This window comes from Trichocoleus sp. FACHB-262 (assembly GCF_014696035.1).
Taxonomy (GTDB): Bacteria; Cyanobacteriota; Cyanobacteriia; order FACHB-46; family FACHB-46; genus Trichocoleus.
The window spans coordinates 1-11941 of sequence record NZ_JACJPK010000113.1 but is presented as its reverse complement, the minus strand read 5'-3'; the positions used below and the strand labels follow the sequence as shown (position 1 = coordinate 11941).

General features: G+C 48.8%; 13 protein-coding genes. 4 read left to right on the top strand and 9 right to left on the bottom strand.

Annotation, left to right across the window (positions count from 1 at the left end):
- Positions 1 to 219, top strand: a 219-nt coding sequence (locus H6F68_RS27710) for a hypothetical protein (RefSeq protein ID WP_399315307.1), incomplete at its 5' end; no start/stop codon positions are given.
- A 39-nt stretch (positions 220 to 258) separates the two neighbouring features.
- Here H6F68_RS27710 and H6F68_RS27705 read toward each other — a convergent pair.
- On the bottom strand, positions 259 to 696 hold the full coding sequence (locus H6F68_RS27705) for a hypothetical protein (protein WP_190564105.1): 438 nt from the start codon (positions 694 to 696) through the stop codon (positions 259 to 261).
- A gap of 68 nt (positions 697 to 764) precedes the next feature.
- Positions 765 to 947, bottom strand: coding sequence for a hypothetical protein (locus H6F68_RS27700; protein ID WP_190564103.1), 183 nt, complete (start codon positions 945 to 947; stop codon positions 765 to 767).
- Positions 948 to 1071: 124 nt separating this feature from the next.
- On the opposite strand from H6F68_RS27700, the gene H6F68_RS27695 reads away from it, so the two are divergent.
- From H6F68_RS27695 to H6F68_RS27685, 3 genes are all read left to right on the top strand, one after another.
- Positions 1072 to 1626, top strand: coding sequence for a hypothetical protein (locus H6F68_RS27695; protein WP_190564101.1), 555 nt, complete (start codon positions 1072 to 1074; stop codon positions 1624 to 1626).
- Complete coding sequence (locus H6F68_RS27690; protein WP_190564099.1) at positions 1623 to 2339, top strand: hypothetical protein; 717 nt, start codon at positions 1623 to 1625, stop codon at positions 2337 to 2339. Before H6F68_RS27695 ends, H6F68_RS27690 begins: the two co-directional genes overlap by 4 nt.
- Before the next feature lie 170 nt (positions 2340 to 2509).
- Positions 2510 to 2875, top strand: a complete 366-nt coding sequence (locus tag H6F68_RS27685) for a hypothetical protein (protein ID WP_190564097.1) — start codon at positions 2510 to 2512, stop codon at positions 2873 to 2875.
- A 452-nt stretch (positions 2876 to 3327) separates the two neighbouring features.
- Here H6F68_RS27685 and H6F68_RS29685 read toward each other — a convergent pair whose 3' ends face one another.
- The 7 genes from H6F68_RS29685 to H6F68_RS27650 all read right to left on the bottom strand — a co-directional run.
- On the bottom strand, positions 3328 to 4818 hold the full coding sequence (locus H6F68_RS29685) for a cyclic nucleotide-binding domain-containing protein (protein WP_190564095.1): 1491 nt from the start codon (positions 4816 to 4818) through the stop codon (positions 3328 to 3330).
- A gap of 37 nt (positions 4819 to 4855) precedes the next feature.
- Entirely contained in the window at positions 4856 to 6022 is a 1167-nt protein-coding gene (gene devC, locus H6F68_RS27675; protein ID WP_190564093.1) for an ABC transporter permease DevC, read from the bottom strand.
- A 9-nt stretch (positions 6023 to 6031) separates the two neighbouring features.
- On the bottom strand, positions 6032 to 7258 hold the full coding sequence (locus H6F68_RS27670; RefSeq protein ID WP_190564091.1) for an HlyD family efflux transporter periplasmic adaptor subunit: 1227 nt from the start codon (positions 7256 to 7258) through the stop codon (positions 6032 to 6034).
- Between the two features lie 210 nt (positions 7259 to 7468).
- Complete coding sequence (locus H6F68_RS27665) at positions 7469 to 8713, bottom strand: family 1 glycosylhydrolase (protein ID WP_190564107.1); 1245 nt, start codon at positions 8711 to 8713, stop codon at positions 7469 to 7471.
- Positions 8714 to 9819: 1106 nt separating this feature from the next.
- Positions 9820 to 10401: an SH3 domain-containing protein gene (locus H6F68_RS27660; RefSeq protein WP_190564089.1), complete on the bottom strand. Its 582-nt coding sequence runs from the start codon at positions 10399 to 10401 to the stop codon at positions 9820 to 9822.
- A gap of 398 nt (positions 10402 to 10799) precedes the next feature.
- The gene (locus H6F68_RS27655; RefSeq protein WP_206755571.1) at positions 10800 to 11300 is read right to left on the bottom strand and encodes a nuclear transport factor 2 family protein; all 501 of its coding nucleotides are present in this window, start codon (positions 11298 to 11300) and stop codon (positions 10800 to 10802) included.
- A 369-nt stretch (positions 11301 to 11669) separates the two neighbouring features.
- Positions 11670 to 11941, bottom strand: a 272-nt coding sequence (locus H6F68_RS27650; protein WP_190564085.1) for a tetratricopeptide repeat protein, incomplete at its 5' end; no start/stop codon positions are given.

The window sequence follows — 11941 nt, the reverse complement described above, 5'->3', positions numbered from 1 at the left end:
GCGGCCCGGATTGCTTGGACAGGAGCCGGGGAATGTGTGCCGCTGCGCCGGTTAAAGGTTCCCAGATTACGAAACGTGATTCAACAAGTGCTAAGTCAGGACTCTTACAAACAACAGGTGTTGAGACTCCAGCAAGCAACGCATCGCGCTGGAGGTGTTCAGCGTGCGGCTGATATTGTGGAACAGGCAGTTGCCACGGGAAAACCGGTCTTGGCCTAACCGGAATCAAACTCTCCCCCAAATTTGGAGCAGTCCCTACTAGTCAATGTAGTCTCGGAGCATACCCGGCTTTTCTGGCTCATCTGCCATAATGGGGCGATCGCCATCGAGAGAAAAGGTTTTGCGAGTTTGAACTTTATCCGCTGTAATCGGGCGACTGCCATCTTCGTCAACCACTGCTTTCACATGCAAATGGCTCGGCGTAATGGGGCGATCGCCATCAATGCCCAGAGTTTCGGTCGACTCTAAGGAACTGGCCACAATCGGACGGCTGCCATCAACTTCAATCGTGGCAAGGACCTGGATTTCATCCGCCACGACGGGGCGATCGCCATCAATGGGCAAAATTCTCTCTACCTGAAGATCACTCTCATCAATCGGACGATTCCCATCGACCTGAAGCATCTTGGCATCTGCTTGATCTGCCCCGGAAGAAGTTAGAGCGCTGTTATCTGGATGCTCCTGCTGTGTACTCACAATGCAAACTCCTGATCTTCATCGCAACTCTCCACTTTTAACGGCTGGACTGAGGAGTGAGCGACTACCTAACGGGTGGTTTTCCAGCAATTCTGCTCGTTTCCTAGGCTAAAGCCAACTGTGACCACCAGCCAGTGGGATTTCAGGTGGTGTATGCCTGAAGGTTGCGATCGCTGAGTTTCCTTGTCTTTGTGGCCCTCTAGCAGCACGAGCACGACGAGCAAAACGGGGTCCTCAGGAAATGAAGTCATCGTCATAGAGAAAATCGAGCAAATTTCAGATAGAGATAACGACACTTATCTCTATCTGATTATTCTAAGATTATTATCAACACAGACAAAAATTTTACTTGGCTAGCCATAATAAGGAAGCCTTTTGGACTCAACGATGGGGCGATCGCCGAATGAAACCTGCTGGGCTTGTAGTCTGTTGACGGCAGATGAAGCTCGAAAGCTACACGATGCCGCAGTTGGAGGTGATGGCTGCTGGCAGGATGCGGCTTGTCACAGTCGGCGCTCCTATTACCGGAAGGGACGGGCTCAAGGTGTAAGGCGGCGATCTCAGATTGCAGAAATCGTGGTTCCGCTTCCTGAGGTGCCTTATGTGGTGTTACATACCTATGTAGACCAGCCTCGGCAAGCGAATGATGAGGTGGTGATTCATGCGATGTGTGCCGAGTTGTGGGTAGGAAATCAGCCCCAAGCGATGACGCAACCTCAACATACGTTTGGGCTACCGCCTCGATCGGTGAAGGAGTATGCGCGTCAATTGCTAGAGGCGTTGTACCAGCAATATGGTGAAGGGCGACGCGGTGGGTTTGAGCGCTATGCCCATGAGCAGCAGCATTCGGTATCTCAGTGCCCGATCCGTCCTTGTGCTTACCATGCGACTCATCTGGAGGCGCTGGCTTTGAGAGGAATGGAAGAATGAATCAGCAGCTAGAACTACCGCTGTGGGATTCTTTGAGAGCAGCTCAGATCATGCCAGAGCAAGCGAATGTGGCAGAGTTGTTGGGGCAGATGGATGTGGTGATCGCTCAAGCCCCAGAGCCAGAACAGTTGCAAGTAGCGGGGGAAGCGCTGCTGCGAGTGGCTGAGCTATGTGCTGTACGAGCAGAGGTATTGATTACGGAATGGGAGGATACCTATCGTGATCCGGTAGTAGAGCCAAGCTTCTTTACCGATATTGTGCGCCAGACAATGAGTGTGGATTTAAGCGAGTTGATGGAGCCTGCTCCTCCACGTCAACGGAAAGCGAAGCGAGGAACAGCAGAGGATGTGGCAGCAGGATCAGTTGCAGCACTGGTGGATAAGGATGTGATCTTGGAGTGGCTAGAGGAGTGGGTCGTAGACATGGGAGGAGAGGAGGAGCAACCCGCTGAGGCAGATTTAGTCTGGGCGATCGTGCATGAGGAGTCAGTGAGTGAGTGGAGCCAAGCGATCAGCCAGTGGCTTCAGCGGCAGCGAGAACCAAGGATTTCCCTCCAGCATTTGTATCAAGGGCTCGGAATGTCTTGGGTAGACCTATGGCTAGGGTTACTGCTAGGAGACTTTGAACTTGAGCAGCCAGGGGAGTTTTATGGGTCGGACGTGTGGATTAAAGCTCCAGTTCCTCAGGAAACCTCCAAGGTTGAGAAGATTTGATGTCAGTTTCATCTTGTGTAACTAGGGAAGAAGGTTACACAAGACCGCAGCTTACTTAAACCAGAGGGCTAGCAAGTAACCATGGGGATTATACAAAATCGTCAGGCCACTTGAAAAAAGCTTCTTGTGTAACCAGGGAAATAACAACTGAAGTTACACAAGAATTAGTCATGCCACGCAAACCTTCTCTAGAATCGCTTCGTGCCACTCTACAACGGTTGAACTTGCAGCAGAAGCAGGAGATTTATGCTTGGCTAGGGGAGGCGATCGCCTCAGAAGTAGAGGTCGCTTTGGCCATTCCGCCGCGTCCTGAAGCAGCAGTCACTGAGCAACGACATTATCAAGGCAAGACCTACCAACGAGAAAAGCGGCGCTGCAACCGAATCGGTTGTAAATGTATGGCAGGAGAAGTTACAGATGTGGGGCATGGCCCTTACTGGTATGCCTATTGGAAAGAGCAGGGGAAAGTGTGCAACCAGTATGTCGGGAAGCGAACTCCTTGGGAAGAGTGGTTTAGGACTGAAACAACCGAGTGAAAGTGAGGTTCCGACTCCCACACCTTAGCGAGGGGGGCAGAGCAGCGAGTTCGCCTCAGACATAGCCATTTTATACGGGTTCGTATGGGTACAGCTGGGTCAACTGTAGTGACACTTGTGCGGGTTTCGTTCATGCCTTACTACAACTAAACCCTGAAAAGCGACCGTTTTATCAACGAGGTCAATGGGCTATGTCCCTGATTGGCTCTACTTTCTAAGCTCATCAGTCCCCTCATTAGCCCCCTCTCAACTTTGAGATTTATTTGGCAGCGGTGGTCCAAGTGCCGTCTGGGATGAATCCAGTTGGGAAGAGGAAACTGACGCCCCTGAATCTAACGATGAATACTGGGAGGATTTATCTGAAGCAGAAAGGGCGGCGCTTGAGCAACTTGGCTACACTCAAGCACTTTGGGATGAAGAGTAGCACTAGAGTGGCTGTGGATAATATGGAGCTACTCAGGTCCGACCGAGTTGCTCATGAGTCGATGTGAAATGACAGACGCAACAATATCTTGATTCGTCTTGGATTTAAGTATGAGACTACAAAAACTTTCTCGCTCAATGGTCAGCAATTCAGCCTCAGCATCGGGTTGGGTTTGTACGGTGAAAGGATAGCATTCCCCTGTCGCTAATTCTGGGTGGCCAAAGTACTCACCTACTTTGAGCCTACGAGAGGTGAAGCCATTGCCAGGAAGTAAACCTGATACTTCGACTTCCCCTGTAAAAACTAGATAAAACTTATCGGCTGGTTCACCCTGTTGAACGATCGTGGAGTTGGCTCCATATCTGAAGGACTTGGCTTGGGCAACTACCGCAATGATATCGGCTGGATCAACATTGGGTAACACACTGGCTAGATGACTGTTCATGACTCTTTGCCGCAATTGCCGAGAAATCTCCGCATTTGTAAGCTCTGAGTGAGTAATCAGTAGATTGAATAGGTCCTCTTCAATCACCATCACTTTCACTTCTGATTCTGCTGCCACCTGCACAGTTGCTGTGCGTTGTCCACCACATAATAAACCCACTTCGCCAAAATAATCGCCTCGACGCAACCGACTTAAGTGGCGCGGTGGTTTACTAACGGCTTCCTGATAAACTTCAACCTCGCCTTCAAGAATGATATAGAACTGATTGGCAGGGTCTCCCTGTCGCACAATAATTTCCTTTGCTTGGTAGGTGAGGAGGGTGGGTTGCCTTTCAGATTTGGCTAGTAATGCCTCATCAATGCCGGGAAGCGCGATTGATAATTCTTGATTTAAGGCGAGAGCCAATCTGCCATCTTCAACATGCATGATGCAAGTTGCCAAATCTAGAATGCGATTATCATGCGTCACCATGATAATCGCACTTCCTTGGTCTTTTGCGAGCCGATGCATCAGAGCGACAACGTTGCGTCCTGACACTTTATCTAGAGCGGCTGTTGGTTCATCCGCCAGTACCAGCTGGGGACGAGTAACTAGGGCACAGGCGATCGCGACTCGTTGCTTCTGTCCACCAGACAGATTACTGGGATAGACATCCAGTTTGTCCGTTAGCCCCACCGCTTCTAAAATTTCTTCTATCCTACTGTTGGCTTCTTTGCGCGAAATGTCTGGTAATAATTCCAGGGCAATTTGGACATTCTGTCGCACAGTAAGGAAATGCAACAAGTTGCTGGACTGGGTAATATATCCGAAATGCCGTCGCATCTGGACTAATTGTTCACGGGTTGCGCCCTGAAGCTCTTGTCCCAGAATCTTGAGGCTGCCCTCCTGCACCGATCGCAAACAACCAATGAGGCTGAGCAATGTGCTTTTGCCAGACCCGGATGGGCCAGTAACAATGACAAAGTCTTTAGACTTAACTTTGAAATTGATGTCATACAAAACTTGACTTTGGAGATTTCCTTTGCCAAAGAAGTGATTAAGGTGCTGAATACAGACAATAGTTTGAACCGACACGGATGATTAGGTAACTATACAAAACTCGAGTTGAAACTTAAAACAGATCTGCTGGATCAGCTTCTCGCAACTTATTCATACTAATGCTCCCGGATGTAAAGCACATCATCATGGTAAGTAGAAACACCAAAACCGCTCTTGAAAACGTCATGTACATCGGCAAAGCGGTAGCATTGTGGACAAATTCGTAGATCCCTAAAGAAATTGCAAACCCAGGAATATATCCCAACACCGCAAGGATTAGAGCCTCCTGAAATAAGACTCCTAAAAAGTACCGATGTTTAAAGCCTCTCGCTTTGAGGACTGCATAATCGGATAAGTGATCTGTAATTTCGGTGTAAAGAATCTGGTAAACAATAATTACTCCTACGAAGAAACTGACGCAGACTCCAACAGTAAATACAAAGCCAAGCGGGGCACTGCTGCTCCAGTAATATTTTTCGTGTTCAATAAAGCCTTGCCGCGTCATCAATTTCACATTTTTAGGAAGTTGATTTTCAATTCTGTTCAGGATGTTTGTCCGATCTACACCCGGTTTCAGCGTGATTAAGCCGACTGCTATTGTATTTTTAGAGAGTGTAGGCAGCAAATTAAAAAAGGTTGTATCACTCGTGATTAGATTGCCATCATCCGCAAAAGATGCACCGGCAAAATCAACTAATCCACTGATTAGAACGCGCTCTTTGCCAACTTCAACTGCAATGGGTTTACCTGTCGCTAAATCTTTAACCAGATCGTCATATTCTTTCATATCAGAATTGCGATCGAACAGAACAACATCTCTGGTTCGCAGTAAGTGAGCCACCTGCTGAAAATTAGGAATTTCAAAGGGACAGCGATCGGGATTAATTCCTAGAACAATAACCCCCTTGCCTCCAACCGCGTTGCCATATTTAAACGACTGCCGGCCATACAGAATGTAGTTGACTGACTCAACTTCAGAAAAATTGAGTGCCCGATATAGATATTGCTTGGGAAAAAGGTAGGAACGAGAGAGCGTGCGTAACCTCGCATCAACCAAGACAAAATCTGCCTTCATCCTTTTGTGTACGGCTGTTTGGCTTTCATAGAGGGAATCTAAAAATGCCAATTGTACAAAAATTAAGATCGCGGCAAATGCAATCCCCATTAGCGCCACTATCAGCCGTAGCTTGTGATGAGTCAGTTGCAGCCAAGCGAGGGGAGTTTTGGCGAATCGATGCATACTGTGAGGTTAATTCTGCCTAATTGATACAGGCGGGCGATGAATTTGAATTGAAGCTCTCACTTCTAGGTTGCTGAGAGTTTTAACCTGCTCACTATCTTGAGGATTCAACCGGATTTTCACCTTGACAACTCTAACATCCGTGTCCTCAGCAGGATCATTCGCCACCACATCAGGCTTCACAATTTGTAAATCTATGGATTCCACCACACCTGTAAGTTCGCCTCCGAATCCGTCATAATCACTGGCAATCGTGACTGGCTGACCAATCTTAACGTACTGGCGATCGCTGGCATACACTTCTCCAATTACGTACATTTGTTGTGTCTTGCCAATCTCGGCAATGCCTCCTGGACCAACCAGCTCACCCACCTTGACATTCAGCCGCAGAATTTGACCAGCGATGGGCGATCGCACATACAGAGAATCCAAGACCACTTCTGCCTTGTGCAATTGTGACAATGCCTCACTCAATTCTGCCTGAGCGACTAACACATCAGTCGGTTGCACTGTGGCAAGACTTGTCAGTGATGCCTTTGCTTCTTCAATGCGTTGCCGGCCCGTGTCCACTATTTCTTGTAACCTGGCCTCTTCTTCTTGGAACCGAACTCTGGCAACTTCTGCTTGTAACTGTTTATGGGTTGCGTCTGCTTTAGAGATAGCACCTGCTTGAGCCAGTGTTTCATACCGTCGATAGTCTGTTTCAGAATTAGCAAGTTCTATTTTCTGCCGTGCCAGCACCGCTTGTTGCGTTGCGGTATCGCCCGCCAATTGTGCTTTTAGACTAGCAATTTTTCGGTTTTGGGATTCAATCACCCCAGCTTCTTCACCTGCCTGTACTCGTGTTAAACGTGCCCGTGCGACATTAACCTGTGCTTTGGCGCTGTTGACCGATGCTTCATATTCTTTTAAGTTATCTATCACACCAATGATTTGGTTAACCTGAACCCTGTCACCTTCTTTGACCCGTAACTCAGTTAAACGCTGATTGGGTGTTGGTGCTGCAAGACGGATGATCTCACCTTGAGGAGCTAAATATCCGAGGGCAGTGACAGAATTAATGAACGGTTCAATAGTGGGTACATTTACTGCCCCACTCTGGTGTTGATGAAGCACCCAGTATGCCGTCACGCTAGCAATCGCTCCAACTGTAACCATACTGGTCATTGCCAGTACCGACATACTGGTTCGATTACCCAAAAGCTGAATCTGTTTGACTGTCAGTCTGCCTAGCATAGTGATATCTCTAATGCATGCTTATACATCAGAAAATTGAGTGCCTTCAATCACAGGTCATATGAGTCCAGGTTTCCCTAGTAGGAAGGCAAGGTTGCTACAATTACAAATTGTTTTGTAATTCAGGTGGTTTGGATCGAGCAGGATGGAACCTTGGTCCCGACTTCGAAAAACTATCGCGCAGACCGACAAATGAGTGCAATTGAATCCTCAATGCCAGTTGCGGTCAGGTACTTTTTGCAGTCGCTGGGCCGCATCAATCACATCTTGGAGATCTACGGGATCACTTAGGGGGTCAGCATCTAGGGTCATCACCCGATTGAGTTCCTGTTGCCAGCGCCGCAGTTCGGCGATGTAGGCTTCACAAGGGACCCGCTTTAGGTTATCCCCTTCTTTCACCAAATCGTAGATGCCGTTGTTTAGCCACTTACCACTGTGCCAATCTGGCATATCCACAGCCGGAAATAAACAGATCCCATGCAGATCAATTCCTGCATTCACCGCTGCTAAAGCCTCGTCCATCACGTCCCTGAGCCACTCATCACGTCCGGCTTCCAGTCCGCTGGTTTCGCCAATGATCATCGGTCTGTGGTATCGCTCCCAGACCCAGTTGATTAACTCACACAGCGGCTTGATGCGATCGTCATTGGGTGGAAGAGCTTGGTGCGGTCCCTGTTCTCGGTATTCCATCTGGCCAAAGGAATAGTGGTTGGCACCCACGATGTCAAGAATGTCAGGAGAACCGCCGAATTCAGGATGCTCTTTCCCACATAGAATGTCCCAGGCCAAAAATGTGTCCACGTAGGTCTCGTGCTGCGCAGCCTCAATTTGATCCGGGCGATCGCGGGGAGCGACGACTTGAACCAAGGGGTCGATATGAACCATGCGGGCTTGTGGCTCTACCTCTCGGATCGCCTTGACTCCTGCGATCGCGGCTCGACAGAGGGCTAAGCGCAACCGGTAGCGATCGTCTCTAGTGTTCTGATAGGGAGCGACCCAGCCCCACTCGCCACCGCAGAATGAGAAAAAGGTAATCTCGTTAATGGGTGTGAAGAAATGAGGACCTAGCAGCCGAGGAATGACATACTCTGCGGCAGCTCGACAGTAGCGAGCAAAGCGATCGACAAAGGCTTCCGAGAAGGGGTCGAGGTCGTCTGGATAGCCGTAGTGGCAAAGATCCCAGATGGGCGTAATTTGTGTCTGTCGCATCGCGTCCAGCATCGGGTCGATGCCCGAGAAGTCGTAGCTGCCCTGATGATCGACCAGCGGCCAGGGAATGCCTTCGCGTGCGACATCAATTCCCAGCGATCTCAAGAGATTGTAATCTTCTTGGACATGACGATCGTGCTGGGTCTCCACAACCAGATTCCGCCTCTGCTTGTCCTTCCAGAGAAACGTGGAACACTCAAAGCCAGAGATGAAGAAGGTGGGGAAAATGCCAGGTCGTTGTGCCATGCGATCGCCCATAACGCTACTCAAGTGATCGTAGAGACTCTGGAGTCTGTGAAACAGTACCTAACGTGGGATTGATACTGAGTCAGGCAGTAATCGGAAGGGGGCGATTAACGAACTAGTCAGCGATTGCATAGGTAATACAGGCCGTTCCCAAAAGCTTGGACAATGGCTTCACTCTCTCCTAAGGCAAGCGTCACGTTGTAAAGGCTAAAGATGGACCGTTTTCCGCACACCAGGCTTAGCCCCTCAGCTGTTGCAAAACTGCTTGCGCTCCAGCTTCAGATGAGGCAGGATTTTGACCGGTAATACCGCTGCTTCTTCGGTATTGGCAAAACCAGTGACGGATTTACCTTGGACTAAGGAGAGCCATCAGGCGCTAGGCGCTTTGGCATGTTGAGAGTAAGCGATCGCCTGTGTTCCAACGCAAAGCCCTACCTTGTTTTCACTTTTCTTTGTACGCTTGCAAAAGTGCTGCTGCTGCCTCATTCCGGGTACTGTGAAGTCCTCCACTCTGACCCAGCGATTTCCATCTCCACGGAGTTTCAGCAGGACCATCCTTGACGACTATGCCTTTACTTTTACCGTCCAGGCACACTTCCCAACCATTAGGAGCGCGTTTGTAGCTCCAGGGTCTCTCACTCTTTTTCTTTTTGACCATCTCCCTTAACCTCGTTGACGAACGGATCTAAAGCTGCCTTTATCCTCTTGTACTGTGGTAACTGCTTGCTGGCTCCCAGCATTGAGATCGATTAGCTAAAATTTTGCTGTAGATAGCCCTCAATGAAGTGTCCCAGTTGACTAGTGAGGGTAGTGGATTTGCCTCAAACTGAAGGATTCGGTGCCATCTAATGCATGCTTGTAGCACGATGAAAGTAACGCTAGTCATACTACCAAATAGGTTCCTCAAATTTCGTTGCTCGATCGCTAAGGAACTGCAAGGCTTGCCTCAGCCGAGAACTAATGACAGCAGGAGTGTACCCTATACGTCGCAATAGGCTTAGCCAGTTTTTCAAGTTAACGATAATAGCTATTACCGTTAGCTGTTCAATTTTTCAGATCTTTCAGTGCCGTCAAGTAACCCTGTTTAGTTCATCCTAAGTGATCGCTTAGGTAGCATTACAAAGCAAGTATGAGCTAGTGACAAATCCCTCTAACCCTCCAGGAGCTATAACATAGTAAAACTCTGAGGTATTAGGAGCCAATCCTTGGACGCTGACTTCGGTGCCATCTTTCAACACGCCCGCAATCAACGTTTCATTGCCTCCCCAAACTGTGGCTTCTTTGCGAAGGTTGACATAGCCTCCTGGTTCCAAGGTTTTGATGCGCATTTTGCCAGCGAAATGCGCACTCGAAGCAATGGTCACTAAAGAACGGAAGGGGAGGTTATCAACCACGACAGGTGCCTTTTCTCCAGCTACCAACAGACTGGCTCCACGTCGTCCCTCACCCAAAAACTTGATCAACGTACCGTTAGCCAGTGACCGCAAGGTGCCATCTGGGCGGCGAGCTACCAAGCCTAACCCATCAGAAGTTTTGACTTGATAAAAGCTCGATCGTTGGCATGCATTTTCAGGAATTGGTTTTAGGCCTGAAGGCATAGCGTGAGATAGATTCGCAGCGGTTATGGTTCCAACTACTGTAGCCAAACTTAACCCCGCGATCGCCCAGCGTTGTAATAGAAATTCCATAGTGTTTCTCTCAGGAGCAATGAAACAGTTAACATCAAGCTCAAACGTTTCTCTCAAGCAACTTCACAACAGGCCCCTTAGGATTTCGGATGTGACTGATGGTTGCTTCCCAAAAGCGTTAACCCATCCCCTTGCATGCACATCAAGGGCCAATTGAAGCGAAGCTGTCACCAGATGCAATTAGCCCTAATTCGGAGCCTAAAACAGCGCAAACTCGTTGTTTGGTTCAGGCTGGTGTGGAGGATGATAGAACTTTTTGGCACAAAACAACTACGCTCAATCCCTTGTTCTATATGGATTTCAGCTTAATTGCACTTCTTGATAGCCTCGCTTCAAACACCCCAATGAGCAGACCATACGTTACGGCACCCGGTTACAGCGCCAACAACATCACTTAATTACCACGGCTCAAAGCAGTCGTAATTGCGTTGGGCACTGATCTTTCCGTCACGAAATTCCAGAAACACGGCAAAGCGGGCATGCATCGTGTCACCTGCAGCAAGCGGGCCGACGGCGTGGGCGAGTGTTCCACTCCATTGCACTTCCAGCACGACGAGATCGCTGGCCTCAACAATGTTTGTTATATTGTAATATTGGCGTGCCATGATTTGCTTGCCGCGCTCGTTCCCCTCAAGCAAAGCGTTAAGATCGCGCGTAGCTCCGTTTGGGACGAGCCGGTTAGGAAACTCCTCTTGCACCACATCATCCGTGAAAAACGTGGCGAGTTCGTCACGCCCGACGCCCCGCTCCAACGCGCTCAAATACTGGCGTGCAACGGTGAGATGTGTATTCATGCCGCTCTCGTCACTGGGCTCAGTTGTAAACAAACTCATCAATCGTGCGAAGAACTGAAACGTTGATTTAAGAACAAGCTTATTTACAGTTGTGGAGCGCTGCAAGCTGCATTTTGATTCAGATCCTTGACTGTAAAACAAAGGACCGAATATTTGCAGGTTGATTTGAGGTAAAGGATTTGCAGTCCTTTCATAGAAATAATAGAGTGCTTTCTAGCTATAGGTTGTAGAGAGCGCTTTACTCTTCTTGCCTAAAATTTGCCTAAATACAGGCAGAGACCCCACAACTTTTGAGCTTCTGACCCCTACAACCCCAAGTCAGGAATTTGTTGCCCGAAATCTTTTACTACTCAGCCTTTTAGGTATTCTCAACCGCTGAGATATCAATAGTATCTCAATCGGCTGGGTTCAGCGATCGCACAAATGTTTGATACCCGGTGATGGTTTATGGCTTTGTTGCAGTCTCCTAAGCCCTCATACACAACTCCTAGGTTCACTATAAAAGACAACAGGCGCTCCGCCCAGATGATCTTTGGTCTCGCGCTCGATGGCTAAGCTTTGTTCGTAATACTCAATGGCTTTGTTACAGTCTCCTAAACCCTCATAGACAACTCCTAGAGCCCCCAAAGCAGCTCCCTCAGCTCGGCGGTCTTTGCGCTCGCGAGCGAGCGCTAGGCTTTGTTGGTAATAGTCCATAGCTTTGCCGTCGTCTCCCATCTCCTGATAAGTATGACCTAGGCTCCGCA

Excerpts from the sequence above, each read along its gene's own strand:
- H6F68_RS27700 (WP_190564103.1), bottom strand. The coding sequence starts at position 947 with ATGACTTCATTTCCTGAGGACCCCGTTTTGCTCGTCGTGCTCGTGCTG.
- H6F68_RS27670 (WP_190564091.1), bottom strand. The coding sequence starts at position 7,258 with ATGCTAGGCAGACTGACAGTCAAACAGATTCAGCTTTTGGGTAATCGA.
- H6F68_RS27690 (WP_190564099.1), top strand. The coding sequence starts at position 1,623 with ATGAATCAGCAGCTAGAACTACCGCTGTGGGATTCTTTGAGAGCAGCT.
- H6F68_RS27685 (WP_190564097.1), top strand. The coding sequence starts at position 2,510 with ATGCCACGCAAACCTTCTCTAGAATCGCTTCGTGCCACTCTACAACGG.
- H6F68_RS27665 (WP_190564107.1), bottom strand. The coding sequence starts at position 8,713 with ATGGCACAACGACCTGGCATTTTCCCCACCTTCTTCATCTCTGGCTTT.
- devC (WP_190564093.1), bottom strand. The coding sequence starts at position 6,022 with ATGCATCGATTCGCCAAAACTCCCCTCGCTTGGCTGCAACTGACTCAT.
- H6F68_RS27660 (WP_190564089.1), bottom strand. The coding sequence starts at position 10,401 with ATGGAATTTCTATTACAACGCTGGGCGATCGCGGGGTTAAGTTTGGCT.